This window comes from Curtobacterium sp. B18 (assembly GCF_000333375.1).
Classification (GTDB): Bacteria; Actinomycetota; Actinomycetes; order Actinomycetales; family Microbacteriaceae; genus Curtobacterium.
Window position 1 is genome coordinate 1 of sequence record NZ_BACZ01000065.1, and the last position, 20,137, is coordinate 20,137.

The following is a 20,137-nucleotide window of genomic DNA, read 5'->3' on the forward strand; positions in this document are numbered from 1 at the left end:
GTCGTCGGGACCTGGCGTTCGCCCGGGGTTCCGTCCGGCGGCAGGAGCAGGCGTGAGCGCGGTGGACGACGCCGTCGCGGGGTTGCCGGACGACGCGTGGCTCGTCGTCGTGGACATGCAGGAGGTCTTCACCGGCGACAGCCCCTGGGCGACCCTGCGCTTCGACCACGCCGCCGCCGGGATCGAACGGCTCCTGCCGCGGTTCACCGGCCGCACGGTGTTCACGCGCTTCGTCGCTCCTGAGCACCCGCAGGGTGCGTGGGTGCCGTACTACCGCGAGTGGCCGTTCGCGCTGGTGCCGGACACCGACCCGCTCTGGGACCTGACCGAGCCGTTCGCGACGGCCGCCGCGGACCGACGCGACCCCGTCGTCACCGAGACGTCCTTCGGCAAGTGGGGGACGCGCCTCCAGGCCGTGACCGGCGACCGTCCGCACCTCGTCCTGGTCGGCGTGTCCACCGACTGCTGCGTCCTCTCCACCGCGCTGGCGGCGGCCGACGCGGGCGCCACCGTGACGGTCGTCGCCGAGGCGTGCGCCGGAGCCAGCGACGAGGACCACGAGCGGGCACTCGCGGCGATGCGCCTGTACGCGCCGCTCATCACGGTCGTCTGAGCATCCTGCGCACGCGGGGCGGGCCGTCACCGGGAGCGCGTAGAGTGCACTTCGTGCCTGCAGTGAACCTCGGTCTGCCGAAAGTCCCCGAAACCCTGAGCCCCCGCCGCAAGTCCCGGCAGATCCGGGTCGGCAAGGTCCTCGTGGGCGGCGACGCGCCGGTCTCCGTCCAGTCGATGACCACGACGCCGACGACGAACATCAACGCGACGCTGCAGCAGATCGCCGAGCTCACGGCCTCGGGCTGTGACATCGTGCGGGTCGCCGTGCCGAGCCAGGACGATGCCGACGCGCTGCCGATCATCGCGAAGAAGTCGCAGATCCCGGTGATCGCCGACATCCACTTCCAGCCGAAGTACGTCTTCCAGGCGATCGACGCCGGGTGCGCCGCGGTCCGCGTGAACCCGGGCAACATCCGGAAGTTCGACGACCAGGTCGGTGCCATCGCCAAGGCGGCGAAGGACGCAGGCGTCTCCCTCCGCATCGGCGTCAACGCCGGGTCGCTCGAGCCGAGCCTGCTGCAGAAGTACGGCAAGGCCACGCCCGAGGCGCTCGTCGAGTCCGCCGTGTGGGAAGCCTCGCTGTTCGAGGAGCACGACTTCCACGACTTCAAGATCTCGGTCAAGCACAACGACCCGATCGTCATGGTGAAGGCCTACCGCCAGCTCGCCGCCGCGGGGGACTGGCCGCTGCACCTCGGCGTGACCGAGGCCGGCCCCGAGTTCCAGGGCACCATCAAGAGCGCCACGGCGTTCGGCATCCTGCTGGCCGAGGGCATCGGCGACACCATCCGCGTGTCCCTCTCCGCCCCGCCTGCGCAAGAGGTCAAGGTCGGCCTGCAGATCCTGCAGTCCCTCAACCTGCGCGAGCGCAAGCTCGAGATCGTCTCCTGCCCGAGCTGCGGCCGTGCCCAGGTCGACGTCTACCAGCTGGCGAACGACGTGACGAAGGGGCTCGAGGGCATGACCGTCCCGCTGCGCGTCGCCGTCATGGGCTGCGTCGTGAACGGCCCGGGCGAGGCTCGTGAGGCCGACCTCGGCGTCGCGTCCGGCAACGGCAAGGGGCAGATCTTCGTCAAGGGCGAGGTCATCAAGACCGTCCCCGAGGCCGAGATCGTCCAGACGCTCATCACCGAGGCGAACCGGCTCGCGGACGAGATGGGGCCGGCCGCCGGGACCGGCAAGCCGCTCGTCGTCACGTCGTAGTCGCGGGCGCGTTGCTCCGCTGACCGGAGGCCCGGTGCCAGGTGGCGCCGGGCCTCCGGTCCGTCGTGGTGTGGGTCGGGTGGGGTCGGGCTGCGGCGGGGTGGGGGCGTGCCGGCCTGGGGCGGGATCTGCGGGGTCCGGGTTGGGGCGTGCGCACCGTGCTGGGTTCGCCGTCCCGTGTGGGGTTGCTTGCTGGGTGCGAGTCTGTAGGCGCGCACGGAGCGGCTGGCGCCGTACCGGATGGCGAACCTCGCACGGTGCGCGGTCGCGTCGGCCTGGAGGCGCGGTGCGGCTACCGCGCGCTGCCCCGGTCCGCACCGTGCTGCGTTCGCGGCCGCGCAGCCCCGGCCCGCACCGTGCCGCGTTCGCTGTCCCGTGCGAGCTTGCCTGCTGGGTGCGGGTCTGTACGGGCGCACGGAGCGGCTGGCGCCGCACCGGCTGGCGAACCTCGCACCGTGTGCGGTCGCGTCGGACTGGAGGCGCGGTGCGGCTACCGCGCGCAGCCCCGGTCCGCACCATGCTGCGTTCGCCGTCCCGTGCGAGCTTGCTTGCTGGGTGCGGGTCTGTAGGCGCGCACGGAGCGGCTGGCGCCGCACCGGTCGGCGAACCTCGCACCGTGCGCGGTCGCGTCGGACTGGAGGCGCGGTGCGGCCACCGCGCGCAGCCCCGGTCCGCACCGTGCTGCGTTCGCCGCGCGCGGCCCCGGCCCGCACGGTGCTGGGTTCGCCATCCCGTGCGGGGTTGCTTGCTGGGTGCGGGTCTGTAGGCGCGCACGGAGCGGCTGGCGCCGCACCGGTCGGCGAACCTCGCACCGTGCGCGGTCGCGTCGGACTGGAGGCCCGGCGCGGAAGCCGCCCGCGACCCCGAGCGCCGCCCGCCCCGCACCGCCGCTAGGCTTGCCCCGTGGTCACACGGCTTTCGCATCTGTTCCTCCGTACGCTCCGCGACGACCCCTCCGACGCCGAGGTGACGAGCGCCAAGCTCCTCGTCCGCGCCGGCTACGTCCGTCGCCAGTCCCCGGGGATCTTCGCGTGGCTGCCGCTCGGGCTGAAGGTCCGCGCCCGCATCGAGGCGATCATCCGCGAGGAGATGGTGGCCGCCGGCGCGCAGGAGGTCCTGCTCCCCGCGCTGCTGCCCCGCGAACCGTACGAGGCGACGAACCGCTGGACCGAGTACGGCGACGGCATGTTCCGCCTGCAGGACCGCAAGGGCGCCGACTACCTGCTCGCGCCCACGCACGAGGAGATGTTCGCGCTCCTGGTGAAGGACCTGTACGGCTCCTACAAGGACCTGCCGGTCACGCTGTTCCAGATCCAGGACAAGTACCGCGACGAGGCACGCCCCCGCGCCGGCCTCCTGCGCGGCCGCGAGTTCACCATGAAGGACGCGTACTCGTTCGACCTCACCGACGAGGGCCTCGAGCGCAGCTACCAGGTCATGCGCGACGCCTACGAGAAGATCTTCGCGCGCCTCGGCCTCGAGTACGTCATCGTCAAGGCGGACGCCGGCGCGATGGGCGGCTCGAAGTCCGAGGAGTTCCTGCACCCGATCGACGTGGGCGAGGACACCTTCGTCCGCAGCGCCGGCGGTTACGCGGCCAACGTCGAGGCCTACGTCACACCCGTCCCGGACGCGCTGCCGATCGAGGGCCAGCCGGAAGCGGTGCTCCTGCCCGCGTCGGACACCCCCACGATCGACACGCTCGTGGCACACGCGAACGCGGTCGCCCCGCGCGACGGCGCCCCCTGGACGGCCGCCGACACGCTGAAGAACGTCGTCCTCGCGCTGACGCACCTCGACGGCACCCGCGAGGTCGTCGTCGTCGGCCTCCCCGGCGACCGCGACGTCGACCTGAAGCGCGCCGAGGTGGCGTTCGCCCCGGCCGAGGTCGAGCCCGCGGGCGACGACGACTTCCGCAAGCACCGGGGCCTGGTCAAGGGCTACATCGGCCCGCAGGTCCTCGGGGTCGACAGCGCGACCGGCATCCGCTACTTCGTCGACCCCCGCGTGGTCGACGGCACCGCGTGGGTCACGGGCGCCAACGAGCGCGGCGTGCACGTGTCCGGCCTCGTCGCCGGTCGTGACTTCGTCGCCGACGGCGTGGCCGAGGTCTCCGACGTCCGCGCCGGCGACCCCGCACCGGACGGCTCCGGCCCGCTCGAGACCGCTCGTGGCATGGAGATCGGCCATGTCTTCCAGCTGGGGCGGAAGTACGCCGAGGCGCTGGGCCTCAAGGTGCAGGACGAGAACGGCAAGCTCGCCACGGTCACGATGGGCTCGTACGGCATCGGCGTGACGCGCATCCTCGCGATCCTGGCCGAGGCGCACAACGACGAGAAGGGCCTCGCCTGGCCGAAGAACGTCGCACCGTTCGACGTGCACGTCGTCGCGACCGGCAAGGACGAGGTCGCCTACGACCTGGCGACCTCGATCGTCGACGACCTCGAGGGCGAGCGCTTCGAGGTCCTCTACGACGACCGTCCGAAGGTCTCGCCGGGCGTGAAGCTCCGCGACGCCGAGCTCCTCGGCATGCCGATCGTCGTCGTCGCGGGTCGCGGCGCCGCCGACGGCGTCGTCGAGCTGTGGAACCGCGCGAGCGGCGAACGCCGCGACGTGCCCGTGGCCGAGCTGCTCGAGGCGATCCGCGCGATCTAGACGCGACCGACCAGCGGACGGGAGGCGCGGTGCCCTCTGGCACCGCGCCTCCCGTCTCGGCCGTCACCCGGCTGGCGCGGTGCGCGGGCACCGGCGGGCGGGGCCCACCTCTCGTCCGTCGTCCGGCCGGGTCCGCCACCCGCAGTGCGGTAGTCTGGTCGCCGACTTCCGCGCCGTTCCATCCGCGGAAGCGACTCATCTGAATACGGAGGCCCTCGGTGAAGATCGATCTCGCAGTCCTGCGACTCATGGAGCGTGAGCGGGAGATCCCGTTCGACGAACTCGTCCAGATCATCGAACAGGCCATCCTGACCGCGTACCAGAAGCACCGCGCGGAGAACGAGGAGCCCGTCGACGCACAGACCCGCGTCGAGCTCGACCGCAAGTCGGGCGAGGTGTCCGTCTTCGTGCCCGAGCGCGACGACGAGGGCGCCGTCATCGGCGAGGCCGTCGACCAGCCGAGCGACTTCGGTCGCATCGCCGCCTTCGCCGCGAAGCAGGTCATCAACCAGCGCCTGCGCGACATCGGCGACGACAAGATCCTCGGCGAGTTCCGCGGCAAGGAGGGCGACATCGTCGCGGGCGTGGTCCAGCAGGGCCCGAACCCGAAGATGGTGCACGTCGACCTCGGCACGGTCGAGGCCATCCTCCCACCCGAGGAGCAGGTGCCCGGCGAGGAGTACAAGCACGGTTCGCGCATCCGCGTGTACGTGACGAGCGTCGGTCGTGGTGCCAAGGGCCCGCAGATCACCGTGTCGCGCACCCACCCGGGCCTGGTCCGCAAGCTCTTCGCGCTCGAGGTGCCGGAGATCGCGTCCGGTGTCGTGGAGATCACCTCCCTCGCCCGCGAGGCCGGACACCGCACGAAGATCGCGGTCAAGGCCAACGAACCCGGCGTGAACGCGAAGGGTGCGTGCATCGGCGAGCTCGGTGCCCGCGTCCGCGCCGTGACGACCGAGCTCGGCGCCGAGAAGATCGACATCGTCGACTACTCGTCCGACCTGGCCTCGTTCGTGGCGAGCGCGCTGTCGCCGGCCAAGGTGACGAGCGCCTTCGTGCTCGACGCCTCGACGAAGGCCGTCCGCGCCCTCGTGCCGGACTACCAGCTGTCGCTCGCGATCGGCAAGGAAGGGCAGAACGCCCGCCTCGCCGCGAAGCTCACCGGTGCCCGGATCGACATCCAGCCGGACTCGATCCTGGACGGCGAGGACTGACGGTTTCGCTCGTGGCACGTCCGATCCGGGCGCGCCGGATCGCGGTCGTCGGAGGGGAGGAGTAAGGTGGTTCCCGTCAGAACATGCATCGGCAGTCGCCGTCGTGCTCCCCGGTCCTCCCTCCTCCGTGTCGTCGCCCTGAGCGACGGTCGTGTCGTGGCGGACCCGAAGGCAGTCATGCCGGGGCGGGGAGCGTGGCTCACACCGACCGTCGAAGCACATGATCAGGCCGTCAAGCGCCGGGCTTTCCGCCGGGCGCTCCGGCTCGATCATGAACCGGACACGTCCGCGGTCCGTGACTACCTCGAAGCGCTCCGGCGCCCCGAACCTCAGGCACGCGACCAGGACATGACAGAACAGGCTGAACGGCTTATGGACAACTGATGAGCGGCTCGAAATGAGACCCGTCATCCATTGAGTCCTGCCCCTTGCACGGGGTGGGACCCGTGAAGGAGAACAGTGGCAAAACCACGCGTACACGAGATCGCATCCGAACTCGGTGTCGACAGCAAGACCGCAATGGAGAAGCTCAAGGAACTCGGCGAGTTCGTCAAGGGCCCGAGCTCCAGTGTCGAACCCCCCGTCGCACGCAAGCTCCGCGCTGCGTTGCAGGCTGACGGCGCCTCGGCGTCGAAGCCCGCTGCGGCACAGACCCCGAGTGCGCCGGCCAAGACCGCGGCGCCGAAGTCGGGCGCACCGAAGCCCGGCGGCCCCCGCCCCGGTCCGGTCCGTCCGGCCCCCACCCCCGAGCCCGAGCCCGAGGTGCAGGCGCCCGCCGCCGACGTGCCGACCCCGGCCGCCCCGAAGTCCGTCGCCCAGCGACAGGCCGAGGCCGAGGCTGCTCGCAAGGCCGCCGCTGCCGAGAAGTCCGGCGACGCCGGTCCCGACGCAGCAGCCGAGCCGAAGGGCGACGCCGTCAAGCCCGGCGGCGCACCGAAGCCCGGTGCCGCAGCCGGCCCGAAGCCGGGTGGCCCGAAGCCGGGCGCACGCCCCGGCAACAACCCCTACGCGTCGAGCCAGGGCATGGGCTCGCGCCCGCCGCGTCCGGGCAACAACCCGTACTCGTCCAACCAGGGCATGGGCCAGCGCCCCCCGGCGGCGCCGGTGGCGGCAACGGCATCCCGCGTCCCGCCCCGTCGCGTCCGGGCGTTCCCCGTTCGGGGCGCCGCGTCCCGGTGGTCCGGTCAGGGCACCGGTCCGAAGGGTTTGGGCAACGCCCGGCCAGGGTGGCGGCGGTCGTGGCGGCCCCGGTGGTCGTCCGGGCGGTGCCCGGGGTGCTGGTGGGGGCTTCCCGCGTCCGGCCTTCAGCGGCCCGCGTTCCCGCCCGGTGGCGGTGGCCGCGGTCGGGGCCCCGGTGGCGGTACCGCTGGTGCGTTCGGTCGCGGTGGCGGCAAGAGCCGTGCCCGCAAGTCGAAGCGGACGAAGCGCGCCGAGTACGAGATGCGGCAGGCGCCGTCGCTCGGTGGTGTGCAGGTCCCTCGTGGCGACGGCAACACGGTCGTCCGTCTGCGTCGCGGTGCGAGCATCTCGGACTTCGCGGACAAGATCGACGCGAGCCCCGGCAACCTGGTGACGGTGCTGTTCCACCTCGGTGAGATGGCGACCGCGACCGAGTCGCTGGACGAGGCCACGTTCGAGGTCCTCGGCGAGGAGCTGGGCTACAAGATCCAGATCGTCTCGCCCGAGGACGAGGACAAGGAACTCCTCGAGGGCTTCGACATCGACCTCGAGGCCGAGCTGGACGACGAGGACGACTCGGTGCTGCAGCAGCGGCCTCCGGTGGTCACCGTCATGGGTCACGTCGACCACGGCAAGACCCGCCTGCTCGACGCCATCCGCAACTCGAAGGTCGTCGAGGGCGAGGCCGGTGGCATCACCCAGCACATCGGTGCGTACCAGATCGTCACCGAGCACGAGGGCATCGAGCGCCCGATCACCTTCATCGACACCCCGGGTCACGAGGCCTTCACTGCCATGCGTGCCCGTGGTGCCCAGGTGACGGACATCGCGATCCTCGTGGTCGCGGCAGACGACGGCATCATGCCCCAGACGATCGAGGCACTGAACCACGCGCAGTCGGCCGGTGTGCCGATCGTGGTCGCGGTGAACAAGATCGACAAGGAAGGCGCGAACCCGGCCAAGGTCCGCCAGCAGCTCACCGAGTACAACCTGGTGGCCGAGGAGTACGGCGGCGACGTCATGTTCGTCGACGTGTCGGCTCGTCAGAACATCGGTATCCAGGACCTCCTGGACGCGGTGCTGCTCACGGCCGACGCCGGTCTCGACCTGCGTGCGAACCCCGACAAGGACGCCCGCGGTGTGGCGATCGAAGCACGCCTCGACAAGGGCCGTGGTTCGGTTGCGACCGTGCTCATCCAGTCCGGCACGCTGCACGTCGGCGACGCCATCGTCGCGGGCACGGCCTACGGTCGCGTCCGTGCGATGACCGACGAGAACGGCGTGGCGGTCAAGGCCGCGACGCCGAGCCGCCCGGTCCAGGTGCAGGGTCTGTCCTCGGTGCCCCGCGCCGGCGACACGTTCCTCGTCACCGAAGAGGACCGCACGGCACGTCAGATCGCCGAGAAGCGTGAAGCCGCCGAGCGCAACGCCCAGCTGGCCAAGGCCCGCAAGCGCATCTCGCTCGAGGACTTCACCCGTGCACTCGAAGAGGGCAAGGTCGACTCGCTCAACCTCATCATCAAGGGTGACGTCTCCGGTGCCGTCGAGGCACTCGAGCAGTCGCTCCTGGACATCGAGGTCGACGACAGCGTCCAGCTCCGGATCCTGCACCGCGGCGTCGGTGCGATCACGGAGTCGGACATCGACCTGGCCACGATCGACAACGCGATCGTCGTCGGCTTCAACGTCCGCCCGGACGTCAAGGCCCGCGAGCGTGCGGCGCGCGAAGGCATCGACGTGCGCTTCTACTCGGTCATCTACAACGCACTCGAGGACATCGAGCAGTCCCTCAAGGGCATGCTCAAGCCCGAGTACGAAGAGGTCCAGTCGGGTGTCGCCGAGATCCGCGAGGTGTTCCGTTCCTCGAAGTTCGGCAACATCGCGGGTGTCATCGTCCGCTCCGGCACGATCACGCGCAACGCCAAGGCTCGCGTCATCCGAGAAGGCGTGGTGCTCGCCGATGGTCTGGCCATCGAGTCGCTGCGTCGCTTCAAGGACGACGTCACCGAGGTCCGCACGGACTTCGAAGCCGGTATCGGTCTGGGCAAGTTCAACGACATCCAGATCGGCGACGAGATCGAGACCACCGAGCTCGTCGAGAAGCCGCGCGACTGATCGCGTGACTACCCTGGGCCCCGGCTTCCTTCACGGGAGGCCGGGGCCCAGCCCCGTTCCAGAGCAAGACATCTCCACAGGAGGCACCCATGGCCGATCCGCAGCGCGCACGCAAGATGGCGGACCGCATCAAGGAAGTCGTCGCACGCCGACTCGACAAGGGGCTGCGCGACCCGCGGCTCGGGTTCGTGACGATCACCGACGTCCGTGTGACCGGTGACCTGCAGCACGCGTCGATCTTCTACACCGTGTACGGCACCGACGAGGAACGCGCCGACTCCGCTGCGGCGCTCAAGGCCGCGACGGGCATGCTCCGGTCCGAGGTCGGCAAGAACATCACCGCACGGCTCACCCCGTCGCTCGAGTTCATCGCCGACGCGCTGCCGGAGACCTCGGCGCACATGGAGGACCTGCTCGTGCAGGCCCAGGTGCGTGACGAGCAGGTCCGTGCGGCGGCGGCCGGTGCGAGCTACGCCGGCGACGCCGACCCGTACAAGCACGACGAGGACGAGGATGCGGACGAGGACGACGCCGACGAGGCGCGTGCCTGACCCGTCCGGTCAGCCCTCCGGGAGCCGGTAGCCGCTCGCGTCGTCCCCGACGGCCAGTCCGTCGCGCAGGAGCGACGCGAGCGCCCGGTCCCGCTGTTCGGCGTCCGGCCACACCGGTTCGATCTCGTCGCGGGTGACCGGGACGTCGCTGGCGCGCAGCTCCGCCATGATGAGCCCGCGCACCTGGCGGTCGCTGCCGGCGAACTTCGCCTGCCGAGGGGCCCGTGGCCCGTCGTGCTCGGGGTACCCGGCGGCCCGCCAGGCGCAACGGTCCGCGATCGGACAGGCATCGCAGGCGGGGGAGCGGGCGACACAGACGAGCGCGCCGAGCTCCATCACCGCGGCGTTCGTCGCCGCCGCGTCGTCGCGGTCCTCCGGCAGCACCGATTCCATGAGCGGCAGGTCGCGCTTCGCCTTCGCCGGGCCGGGCTCGCCCTGCCCGAGCAGCGCGCGGGCGAGCACACGACGGACGTTGACGTCGACGACCGGGTGCCGGTCGCCGTACGCGAAGACCGCGACCGCCCGCGCCGTGTAGTCGCCGATACCGGGCAGCGCGAGCAGCGCATCGACGTCCCGTGGCACGACGTTGCCGTGCTGCTCGGCGATCGCCGTCGCGGCCGCGTGCAGGGCGAGTGCCCGTCTCGGGTAGCCGAGCCGGTCCCAGGCCCGCACCGCGTCCGCCGGGGGTGAGGCCGCGAGGTCCGCAGGCGTCGGCCACCTCGTGAGCCACGCCTCCAGTCGGGGGACGACGCGCGCGACCTGGGTCTGCTGCAGCATGATCTCGCTGACCAGCGTGCCCCACGCGGGGAAACCCGGTCGTCGCCAAGGCAGGTCCCGTGCCTCGGCACGGAACCACGCGATGAGCGGTGTCGCGATGTCCGCTTGTCGGTTTGCGTCCTGTGGACGGGTCCGGTTGTCCACATCCGGACGGGAGGCACGACTCGCGTTCACCACGACAGCCTACGGTGGGTGCATGGCACGTTGGGCACCCCAGGAGATCGACACCATGGCCGCGATCGCGGCCGAGGTGATCGCGCAGGTCGGCACGAACCGGACCGTCGTCGGCATCGACGGTCAGGCCGGCACCGACCTCGAGCGCGTCGCGGCCGGCCTCGTCGGCGGCTTCGAGCAGCACGGTGTGTCCGCGATGGCGGCGGCGGCGCCCTCCGGCGACGTGGACACCCTGCGAGCGGACCTGGTCGCGCCGTTCCGCTCCACCGGCGAGGGCCCCGGCGTGCTCGTCGTGCACGGGCACGGGGTCCTCGCGCACCACACGCGAACGCTCTGGCGCTGGTCGCTGTGGGTGGAGCAGGAGTCCGGGCGCCTCGAGCGTCGTGCGGACGTCAAGATCGCGGCCTCCGCGGTGCTGGACGTCACGGACCCGGACCACCCGCGTCGTGAGTGGAACGACGCCTGCTGACCGGCCGGAGCGCTGGTAATCTCCTCTGGTGCTCGAATCCGCGCCCGACGGCATCCTCCTCGTCGACAAGCCGCAGGGGATCTCCAGTCACCGGGTGGTCTCGATCGCCCGACGTCGGCTCGGCCTGAAGAAGGTCGGCCACGCCGGCACGCTCGACCCGATGGCGACCGGTCTGCTGCTCCTCGGGATCGGTCCGTCGACCCGGCTCCTGACGCACCTCGTCGGCCTCGGCAAGACGTACACGGCGACGATCCGCCTCGGTGTGTCCACCGACTCCGACGACGCTGACGGTGCGCCCACCACAGCGGTCGGCACCGCGTCCGCCGACGTCTCCGAGGAAGCGGTCGAGCGGGCCGTGGCCGCCCAGCGCGGCGTGATCTCGCAGGTGCCCTCGACCGTCAGCGCCATCAAGGTCGACGGTCGCCGCGCCTACGACCTCGCACGCAAGGGCGAAGCGGTCGTCCTGCACTCCCGCACGGTCACGGTGTCGCACTTCGACGTCACCGGCCGGGGCGACCGTTTGGTGACCGTCGACGGCACCGACACCGCCGTGGTCGACCTCGACGTGGTCGTCACCTGCTCGTCCGGGACGTACGTCCGCGCCCTGGCCCGCGACGTCGGCGCCGCGCTCGGGACCGGTGCGCACCTGACCGCGCTCCGCCGGACCGAGGTCGGCCCCTTCAGCGTCGACGACGCGATCGACCTCGAGGACGAGTCCGTCGACGTCCGCGCCGCACTCGCCCGACCGGTCGACGTCGCCCGCACCCTGTTCCCGTCCGTGCCGCTCGACCCGGCCGACGCCAAGGACCTCGCCGACGGCAAGCGTGTCGCCGCCGACCACCCGGACACCGACGGCCCGGTCGCCGCCGTCGCGACCGAGGGGGACCGGCTCGTCGGCCTCGTCTCGGTGCGTCGCGGTCTCCTCCGCGTCATCACGAACTTCCCGACGGCGCCGGGGGTGGGCGCGTGATCGAGTGGTTCATGTGGGTCCAGCTCGTGCTCGCCGTGCTCGCCGGGCTCTTCGCCGTGGTCGTCGGCTTCGTCGGCTGGAAGCCGAACGACTACACGGTCGGGTCCCTCGCACTCATCGAGCTGCTGCTCCTCGCCCAGGGCGTGATCTCGCTCGTCCTGCCGCTCACGGGCAGCCCGCCGGTCGGCAACGCACTCGAGTTCGGCGTGTACGCGGTGTCGGTGCTCCTCGTCCCGCCGGCGGCCATCGTCTGGGCCCTCGTCGACCGGACGAAGTGGAGCACCGTCGTCCTCGGCGCCGGTGCGTTCACGGTCGCGGTGATGGTCTACCGGATGTACCAGATCTGGTTCGCCCTGAACTGACCCGCCCGCAGCCGCACCCCGGCTGCTGCGTGTTCGTCGTGGTGCGTCATGGTGGTCGTCCGCCGTCGGTAGAATCGGTGCAATGGCGACCAGATCCTCCCTCGCGACCGGCATCGGCCGCGTCCTCATCGCCGTCTACGGCATCCTCGCGCTGGCGGCGACGGGTCGCAGCGTCGTGCAGATCATCGAGAAGTTCTCGTTCGCACCGTTCGCGTACACGCTCAGCGCCGTCGCCGCGGTCGTGTACATCGTCGCGATGATCGCGCTCATCGTGCCGGGTCGGTTCTGGTACCGCGTCGCCTGCGTGACCATCGTCTTCGAGATGACCGGTGTGCTCGTGATCGGGACGCTGTCGCTCGTCGACCGGCAGCTGTTCCCGGACGACACCATCTGGTCGTACTACGGCCTGGGCTACGCCTTCGCGCCGCTCGTGCTGCCGGCGGCCGGACTCTGGTGGCTCCGCAAGCACCACCGCACCGCCACCGCGACCGAGACGACCCCGTCCGCCGTTCCGGCCGGCGAGTAGGGACCGACGTGCAGTACTACGACGACACCGCCGACGTGGCGCAGGGCTTCGGCCCGAGCGCCGTCACCATCGGCAAGTTCGACGGCGTCCACGTCGGGCACCGCGCGGTCATCGCGCACCTCGAGCGTGCCGCGCGCGAGCACGCCCTCGTCTCCACGGTCGTCACGTTCGACCGGCACCCGCTCAACGTCATCGACCCGGACAAGGTGCCGCCCGCGCTGACGAGCCCCGCCCAGCGCCGGGAACTGCTCGATGACGTCGGGGTCGACGCCACCCTGCTGCTCCGGTTCGACCAGGACCTGCAGTCGAAGGCACCAGAGGTCTTCGTGTCCGAGATCCTCGTCGACACCCTGCACGCGAAGCTCGTGTTCGTCGGCAGCGACTTCCGCTTCGGTGCGAAGGGCGCCGGCGACGTCGCGCTCCTGCGCACGTTGGGCCAGCGGTACGGCTTCACCGTCGAGCTCATCGACGACGTCGACCTGGTGGACGACGTGCGTCCGGACGGCGAGCGTCGGGTCTCCTCGACGTGGATCCGCGAGCTCCTCGGCGACGGCCGCGTGGCCGAGGCCGCGCGGCTGCTCGGCCGTGAGCACGCCGTGCGGAGCGTCGTCGTGCACGGGAACGAGCGCGGCCGGGCGATGGGCTACCCGACGGCGAACCTCGACCCGGCGTCCGAGGGCTTCATCCCCGCCGACGGCGTCTACGCGGCACGGGTGCTGCACGACGGCACCGTGTACCCGGCTGCGGTGTCCGTCGGCAACAACCCGACGTTCGAGGGGGTCCCGGCGAAGCAGATCGAGGCGCACCTGCTCGACGTCGACATCGACCTCTACGGCGACACGATCTCGGTCCTGTTCGTCTCGTACGTGCGCGGCATGGTGAAGTTCGACTCGATGGACGAGCTCGCCGAGCAGATGCGGCAGGACGACCGTGACATCCGGACGCTGCTGGGCCTGCCCGCGGTCGTCTGACCCGTCTGGAACGACGAAGCCCCCGTGACCGATCGGTCACGGGGGCTTCGTCGTACAGGGTCCGTCGGACGGGACCGATCAGCCGCCGAGGGCGTCGAGCCAGATCTTGCGGGCGTCGAGCGCTTCCTGCGCCTCCTTGATCTTGCGGGCGTCTCCCGAGGCCTGCGCCTCGGCGAGCTCGGACTCGAGCTTGCCGATGGCGTCCTCGAGCTGGCTCGCGAGCCCGGTCTGACGGGCCTTGCGCTCCGGGTCGGAGGCCTTCCAGTGCTCGTCTTCGAGGCTGCGGACGTGGTCCTCGACGGCGCGCAGGCGGTCTTCGATGCGCCGGACGTCCGCACGGGGGACCTTGCCGATCTCGTCCCACCGACGCTGGATGCCCGTCAGGGTCTTGCGTGCGGCAGCCCGGTCGGTGACCTTCAGGAGCGGCTCGGCCTCGGTGAGGAGGGCCTGCTTCGCTTCGAGGTTCGCCGAGTACTCGACGTTCTCGGCAGCGGCTTCGGCGTGGCGCTGCTCGAACAGCACGTCACCCGCGGCCTTGAAGCGAGCCCAGAGCGCATCGTCGTGCCGCTTGCCGGCCCGCCCCGCGCCCTTCCAGTCGTCGAGCAGTTCGCGGTACGCCGGGATCGCGTCGGACCCGCGGGGAGCGAGCGCCTCAGCCTGCTGCACGAGCTCCTGCTTGCGGTTGCGAGCGTCGCGGTGCTGCGCATCGAGCTCGGAGTAGAACGCGCGACGGTGCTGGTCGACGGTCGAGCGGGCGGCGCGGAAGCGCTTCCAGAGCTCGTTCGCCTCGTTCTTGGGGATGCGCGGGCCGTCGTGCTGGTGCTGCTGCCACCGCGCGAAGACGTCGTCGAGCTGCGCGGTGATCTGCTTCCACTGCGCCCGTGCCGGGTCGACCGCGGCGAGGGCCTCGGCCTCCTCCACCAGGGCGGTGCGGTGCGCCAGGGCGTCCGCGAGGGCCTGCTGGGCCTGTTCCGCCTGCTCCTTCGTCAGGGAGCCGAGCTGCTCGGTCAGGGCGGCGACGCGGGTCTCGAGCGACTTGAGGTCGCCGACGACCCGGGCCTCGGCCACGAGGGCCTGCAGGTGCTCCACCGTGCGGGCGACGTCGTTCGCCGAGGCACCACGCTGGACGCGCTGCTCGGCGATCTTCACCTGCCCCTCGAGGTCGGCGTACTTCCGCGCGAAGTAGGCGAGGGCTTCGTCGGGTGTCGCGTCCGGGTACTCACCGACGGCTTTCTCGGTGTCCTCGTACCGGACGTACACCGTCCCGTTCTCGTCGACCCGCCCCCAGGTCGTTGCTTCGTCAGGTCCCACAGGTCTCGCCTCGATCGTGGTCGTGCATCACCGACGTCGCCGTCGGCACGGTCAGGTCGTCAGCCTATTGCACGGAGCGCATCTGCGACCCGCCCGGTCGGCGAGCCTGTGGACTACTTCTCCTGCTCGATCGTCGCGCCGGTGATCTTGGTCGCCACCTTCGGCTCGCCGGTGCCGTCGCTGCCGGCCGACGAGATGCCCTTCGACGTGATCTTCGACTCGAGTTCGTCGAGGCCGCTGGTGACCTTCCCGACGACGGTGTAGCCGCCGGTGGAGCCGTCCAGCGTGGTGTCGCCGTAGACGATGAAGAACTGCGTGGTCTGCGAGTACGGCGACGAGCCGCGGGCGATGGCGATGGTGCCCTTGGTGTACTTGCCGTCACTCGGGACGTTCTCGAGCGGGCCGTACTGGAAGCCGGCGTCGCCGGTGCCGTCGCCGTTCGCAGAGCCGCACTGCAGGAACGCGAACCCCGTGCTGTCGGCGAGTCGGTGGCAGGTGGTGCCGTTGTAGAACTGCTCCTGGATGAGCGTGATCTCGACGCTCGCGGCCTGGGGTGCCTTCTCGCCGTCCAGCTCGATGCCGAGCTCCACGTCCTTGTTGAGGGTGAGCGAACCGGTCCAGGTGGAGTCCTTCGCGATGGACTTGCTCGGGACGTCGCCGGTGTTCCCCGCGGTGGCACTCGCGGACGGGGTCGGCGTCGCGGTCGCGGAGGCACTCGCGCTCGCGTCCGCCCCGCCGCCCTGCGACCCGGCGAACGCGAGCTGCGAGCCGGTCGCGAGCGCGGCGACGAGCACGAGCACGCCGGCACCGACGACGTTGTCCCGCAGCCGACGGCGCCGCTGCCGTTCGTGCAGGCCCTGCCGTGCCGTGTAGAGGCGGAGGCGCTCACGCGCCTCCCGGTTGTCACGCGCCTGGTTCTTCGGTGCCACGGTGCTGGTCGTACCTCTCGTCGAGTGTGCGACGAGCGTACTGGAAACGGCTCTGTCGGAGGCCTGGAGGCACGCCCCTGTCGGTGGGTCGGCCTACGATTGGTCACATGGCAGCGGACCGTTCGGGCATGCGTGCGCCCACCACCGGCGGTCGCGCCGGGTTGGCGCAGGGGTCCGTCCCGCTCGCGGTCCGGATGCGGCCGACCAGCCTCGACGAGGTCGCCGGCCAGCAGCACCTGCTCGGCCGCGGCAGCCCCCTCGTGCAGCTCGCGACCGGCACGCGCGAGAACCCCGGCGGCGTCTCGGTGATCCTGTGGGGGCCGCCCGGTACCGGCAAGACCACCCTGGCGCAGGCCATCGCCCGGCAGTCCGGTCGCGAGTTCGTCGAGCTCTCCGCCGTCACCGCGGGCGTCAAGGACGTGCGCGAGGTCATGGAGAAGGCGCTCACCCACCGCGACCTCTACGGCTCCACCACCGTCCTGTTCCTCGACGAGATCCACCGGTTCAGCAAGGCGCAGCAGGATGCCCTCCTGCCCGGCGTCGAGAACGGCTGGGTCATCCTCATCGCGGCGACGACCGAGAACCCGTCGTTCTCGGTCATCTCGCCGCTGCTGTCCCGGTCGCTGCTGCTGACGCTCAAGCCCCTCACCGACGAGGACCTCGGCATGCTCGTCGACCGTGCCGTCGAGGACCCGCGGGGCCTCGGCGGATCGGTCGTCCTCGGTGACGAGGCCCGCAGCGCCATCGTCCGGCTCTCCTCCGGCGACGCCCGTCGCGCCCTGACCGCGCTCGAGGCCGCGGCGTCCTCCGCCGTGGCGGCGCAGGCCGACGACGATGCGGACGGCACGCTCGACGGCGTCGACACCGTCCCGGTCGTCGACGCCGACACCGTCGCGGCCGCGGTCGACCGGGCACTGCTCCGCTACGACCGCCAGGGCGACGAGCACTACGACGTGATCAGCGCCTTCATCAAGAGCGTCCGGGGGAGCGACGTCGACGCCGCACTCCACTACCTGGCGCGGATGATCGAGGCGGGGGAGGACCCTCGGTTCATCGCCAGGCGGATCATCATCTCGGCATCCGAGGACATCGGCATGGCCGACCCCCAGGCGCTGCCGATCGCGGTCGCGGCCGCACAGGCCGTCCAGCTGATCGGCATGCCCGAGGGCCGGATCCCGTTGGCCGAGGCGGTCGTCTACCTGGCGACCGCGCCGAAGTCGAACGCCGCCTACAACGGCGTGAACGCCGCGATCGCCGACGTCAAGGCCGGTCGGCTCGGGGTCGTGCCGATGCACCTCCGCGACGCCCACTACCCGGGGGCGAAGCGGCTCGGCCACGGCAAGGGCTACGTCTACTCGCACGACGCCGAGCACGGTGTCGCCGAGCAGCAGTACCTGCCGGACGCGCTCGAGGGCACCGAGTACTACACCCCGACGGCGAACGGCTTCGAGCGCGAGGTCGGCCCGCGACTCGAGCGACTCCGGAAGATCACCCGCGGCGAGTAGTGACCGCGCCGAGATCCTGCTAGCATTGCCGGGCCTACGTCCTGGTCCTCGAGCACGGCTGCGTCGAGGACAGAGTGCCACTCCGGTGGTACGGGGGCAGAGGTTCGGACTGTAGCCGTCCGATCCCACAGGCTCATCCCTCTGGATCCCGTCGTCGGGGCTCGTTCCTTCCGTGTGTCTCGTTTCCCATGGTCGAGCGGTTCCCCTCGAGTCATTCAGTTCAGACAGAGAAAAGGACCCTGTGTCTACCAAGTCACGTACCCGCAGCAAGACCCGCCTCTCGCGCGCGCTCGGCATCCCGCTGACGCCGAAGGCGGCCCGTTACCTCGAGAAGCGCCCCTACGGCCCCGGTGAGCACGGCCGCACCCGCCGTCGTGCGGACAGCGACTACGCCGTCCGTCTCCGTGAGAAGCAGCGTCTGCGCGCCCAGTACGGCATCCGCGAGAAGCAGCTCCGCATCGTCTTCGAAGAGGCCCGCAAGACGAAGGGCCTGACCGGTGAGAACCTGGTCGAGCTCCTCGAGCAGCGCCTCGACGCCCTCGTGCTGCGTGCCGGCTTCGCCCGCACCACCGCGCAGGCCCGTCAGCTGATCGTGCACCGCCACATCCTCGTCGACGGCAAGCTCGTCGACCGTCCGTCCTTCCGCGTGAAGGAGGGGCAGCTCATCCACGTCAAGCAGCGCTCCGAGTCCCTCGAGCCGTTCCAGGTCGCCGCCGCCGGTGGGCACCAGGAAGTCCTGCCGAAGGTCCCGGGCTACCTCGAGGTCGAGATCGACAAGCTCCAGGCCCGCCTGGCTCGTCGTCCGAAGCGCGCCGAGGTCCCCGTGACCTGTGAAGTGCAGCTCGTCGTCGAGTACTACGCAGCTCGCTGATCCACTGATCACACCCGAACGGCGGGTCGTCCTCTCAGCAGGACGGCCCGCCGTTCGGCGTCCCCGGTCGGCACCGCCGGTAGGATCGTCTGGGCACGCACCGCTCGCGTGCGCAGAGGGAGAGGCACCGTGAAGCAGCTGTTCTTCGTCGCCGTCGGCGTCGTCATCGGGTTCGCCGTCGCGCACAAGGTCGCGAACACCCCCGGTGGTGCGCGGTTCTTCGCCGACGTGAACGCTCGCACGAAGGCCTTCACCGGCGCCGTCGCGGACGGCTACCGCTCCCGCGAGGCCGAGCTCCGCACCGACGTCTGACGTCCTCCTCGACGCACACTCTCCCGCCGAACNTGAATCAGGAAGCACCATGCAGACCGCAGAGATCCGCCGCCGTTGGCTCCAGTTCTTCGGCGACCGCGGACACACCGTCGTCCCGTCCGCCTCGCTCGTCTCGGACGACCCCTCGCTCCTGTTCACGGTCGCCGGCATGGTGCCGTTCATCCCGTACCTGACCGGACTCATCCCGGCGCCGTACCCCCGCGCCACGAGCGTGCAGAAGTGCATCCGCACGAACGACATCGAAGAGGTCGGCAAGACCCCGCGGCACGGCACGTTCTTCCAGATGAACGGCAACTTCTCGTTCGGCGACTACTTCAAGGAACAGGCGATCGAGTTCGCCTGGCAGTTCCTGACGACGCCGGAGTCCGACGGCGGCCTCGGCTTCTCGCCCGACGACCTGTGGGTCACCGTGTACGAGGACGACGACGAGGCGATCGCGTTCTGGAAGGCGCACTCCTCGCTCCCCGACGAGCGGATCCAGCGGCTCGGCAAGGACACCAACTACTGGTCGACCGGTCAGCCCGGTCCGGCGGGCCCCTGCTCGGAGATCTTCTTCGACCGCGGTCCCGAGTACGGCATCGACGGCGGTCCGGCGACCGACGACGACCGCTACGTCGAGATCTGGAACCTCGTGTTCATGCAGTACCAGATCGCCGACGTCCGCTCGAAGTACGACTTCGAGATCACCGGCGAGCTGCCGAACAAGAACATCGACACCGGCATGGGGCTCGAGCGCGTCGCCTTCATCAAGCAGGGCGTCGACAACATGTACGAGATCGACCAGGTGCGGCCGGTCCTCGACAAGGCGGCGGAGATCTCCGGGCGCCGGTACGGCGCCGTGCACGAGGACGACGTCCGGATGCGCGTGATCGCGGACCACGTCCGGTCGGCGCTCATGCTCATCGCCGACGGCGTCTCCCCGTCGAACGAGGGACGCGGGTACATCCTCCGTCGCCTGCTCCGCCGCACCGTGCGTGCGATGCGGCTCCTCGGTGTCGAGGGCGCGACGTTCCCGCAGCTGTTCCCCGAGTCCCGCGACGCCATGCGCGACGCCTACCCCGAGGTCGCGAGCGACTACGACCGGATCGCGCGCATCGCCTACGCGGAGGAGGAGACCTTCCTCCGCACGCTCGCGCAGGGCACGACGATCCTCGACGTCGCGGTCGAGCGGGCGAAGCAGGACGGTGCGCCCTCGATCGGCGGCGACACGGCGTTCCTGCTGCACGACACCTTCGGCTTCCCGATCGACCTCACCATGGAGATGGCCGAGGAAGCGGGCGTCCAGGTCGACCGCACCGCGTTCGAGACCCTGATGTCTGAGCAGCGTGCGCGGGCCAAGGCGGACGCGAAGAGCAAGAAGACCGCCCTCGGCGACCTCAGCGTCTACAGCGCGTTCCGCGCCAAGGG

18 protein-coding genes and 1 pseudogene are annotated in these 20,137 nt (G+C 70.8%); 16 read left to right on the forward strand and 3 right to left on the reverse strand.

The features are described from left to right. The first annotated feature begins 52 nt into the window (after nucleotides 1–52). The 7 genes and pseudogenes from I5E_RS01725 (at nucleotide 53) to rbfA (ending at nucleotide 9,532) form a co-directional block, all read left to right on the forward strand. Nucleotides 53–613: a cysteine hydrolase family protein gene (locus I5E_RS01725; protein ID WP_022905476.1), complete on the forward strand. Its 561-nt coding sequence runs from the start codon at nucleotides 53–55 to the stop codon at nucleotides 611–613. Nucleotides 614–687: 74 nt separating this feature from the next. After that, nucleotides 688–1,818, forward strand: a complete 1,131-nt coding sequence (ispG, locus tag I5E_RS01730) for a flavodoxin-dependent (E)-4-hydroxy-3-methylbut-2-enyl-diphosphate synthase (RefSeq protein ID WP_031261050.1) — start codon at nucleotides 688–690, stop codon at nucleotides 1,816–1,818. 903 nt (nucleotides 1,819–2,721) lie between these two features. Beyond that, entirely contained in the window at nucleotides 2,722–4,473 is a 1,752-nt protein-coding gene (locus tag I5E_RS01735; protein ID WP_022905478.1) for a proline--tRNA ligase, read from the forward strand. 218 nt (nucleotides 4,474–4,691) lie between these two features. Continuing rightward, nucleotides 4,692–5,687: a transcription termination factor NusA gene (nusA, locus tag I5E_RS01740; RefSeq protein WP_022905479.1), complete on the forward strand. Its 996-nt coding sequence runs from the start codon at nucleotides 4,692–4,694 to the stop codon at nucleotides 5,685–5,687. Nucleotides 5,688–5,753: 66 nt separating this feature from the next. Then, nucleotides 5,754–6,071 (forward strand): YlxR family protein, encoded by a 318-nt coding sequence (locus I5E_RS23160; protein ID WP_083857828.1) that lies wholly within the window; start codon nucleotides 5,754–5,756, stop codon nucleotides 6,069–6,071. Between the two features lie 75 nt (nucleotides 6,072–6,146). Then, nucleotides 6,147–8,981 (forward strand): annotated as a pseudogene (gene infB / locus I5E_RS20925) (translation initiation factor IF-2). An 89-nt stretch (nucleotides 8,982–9,070) separates the two neighbouring features. Beyond that, nucleotides 9,071–9,532: a 30S ribosome-binding factor RbfA gene (gene rbfA, locus I5E_RS01750; RefSeq protein WP_022905480.1), complete on the forward strand. Its 462-nt coding sequence runs from the start codon at nucleotides 9,071–9,073 to the stop codon at nucleotides 9,530–9,532. Between the two features lie 9 nt (nucleotides 9,533–9,541). Here the strand turns inward: rbfA and I5E_RS01755 are convergent, their stop codons facing one another. Beyond that, nucleotides 9,542–10,309, reverse strand: a complete 768-nt coding sequence (locus I5E_RS01755; RefSeq protein WP_307157566.1) for an A/G-specific adenine glycosylase — start codon at nucleotides 10,307–10,309, stop codon at nucleotides 9,542–9,544. A gap of 196 nt (nucleotides 10,310–10,505) precedes the next feature. Here I5E_RS01755 and I5E_RS22455 point away from each other — a divergent pair, with 196 nt between their 5' ends. From I5E_RS22455 to I5E_RS01780, 5 genes are all read left to right on the forward strand, one after another. After that, nucleotides 10,506–10,952, forward strand: a complete 447-nt coding sequence (locus I5E_RS22455; protein ID WP_022905482.1) for a hypothetical protein — start codon at nucleotides 10,506–10,508, stop codon at nucleotides 10,950–10,952. 28 nt (nucleotides 10,953–10,980) lie between these two features. Continuing rightward, the gene (gene truB, locus I5E_RS01765) at nucleotides 10,981–11,922 is read left to right on the forward strand and encodes a tRNA pseudouridine(55) synthase TruB (protein WP_022905483.1); all 942 of its coding nucleotides are present in this window, start codon (nucleotides 10,981–10,983) and stop codon (nucleotides 11,920–11,922) included. Further along, the gene (locus tag I5E_RS01770; RefSeq protein ID WP_022905484.1) at nucleotides 11,919–12,284 is read left to right on the forward strand and encodes a hypothetical protein; all 366 of its coding nucleotides are present in this window, start codon (nucleotides 11,919–11,921) and stop codon (nucleotides 12,282–12,284) included. Before truB ends, I5E_RS01770 begins: the two co-directional genes overlap by 4 nt. A gap of 82 nt (nucleotides 12,285–12,366) precedes the next feature. Further along, a complete protein-coding gene (locus tag I5E_RS01775; RefSeq protein WP_022905485.1) occupies nucleotides 12,367–12,810 on the forward strand; it encodes a hypothetical protein in 444 nt (147 codons plus the stop codon). Between the two features lie 8 nt (nucleotides 12,811–12,818). Beyond that, complete coding sequence (locus I5E_RS01780) at nucleotides 12,819–13,781, forward strand: bifunctional riboflavin kinase/FAD synthetase (protein WP_022905486.1); 963 nt, start codon at nucleotides 12,819–12,821, stop codon at nucleotides 13,779–13,781. A 78-nt stretch (nucleotides 13,782–13,859) separates the two neighbouring features. Here the strand turns inward: I5E_RS01780 and I5E_RS01785 are convergent, their stop codons facing one another. Continuing rightward, nucleotides 13,860–15,092: a DUF349 domain-containing protein gene (locus I5E_RS01785; RefSeq protein WP_022905487.1), complete on the reverse strand. Its 1,233-nt coding sequence runs from the start codon at nucleotides 15,090–15,092 to the stop codon at nucleotides 13,860–13,862. 113 nt (nucleotides 15,093–15,205) lie between these two features. Further along, complete coding sequence (locus I5E_RS01790; RefSeq protein WP_022905488.1) at nucleotides 15,206–16,021, reverse strand: peptidylprolyl isomerase; 816 nt, start codon at nucleotides 16,019–16,021, stop codon at nucleotides 15,206–15,208. 128 nt (nucleotides 16,022–16,149) lie between these two features. On the opposite strand from I5E_RS01790, the gene I5E_RS01795 reads away from it, so the two are divergent. The 4 genes from I5E_RS01795 to alaS all read left to right on the forward strand — a co-directional run. Then, a complete protein-coding gene (locus I5E_RS01795; protein ID WP_031261054.1) occupies nucleotides 16,150–17,526 on the forward strand; it encodes a replication-associated recombination protein A in 1,377 nt (458 codons plus the stop codon). A gap of 241 nt (nucleotides 17,527–17,767) precedes the next feature. Beyond that, the gene (gene rpsD / locus I5E_RS01800) at nucleotides 17,768–18,397 is read left to right on the forward strand and encodes a 30S ribosomal protein S4 (RefSeq protein WP_022905490.1); all 630 of its coding nucleotides are present in this window, start codon (nucleotides 17,768–17,770) and stop codon (nucleotides 18,395–18,397) included. Nucleotides 18,398–18,526: 129 nt separating this feature from the next. Continuing rightward, a complete protein-coding gene (locus I5E_RS01805; protein WP_022905491.1) occupies nucleotides 18,527–18,709 on the forward strand; it encodes a hypothetical protein in 183 nt (60 codons plus the stop codon). 49 nt (nucleotides 18,710–18,758) lie between these two features. Continuing rightward, a partial coding sequence (gene alaS / locus I5E_RS01810) for an alanine--tRNA ligase (RefSeq protein WP_022905492.1) occupies nucleotides 18,759–20,137 on the forward strand: 1,379 nt, incomplete at its 3' end.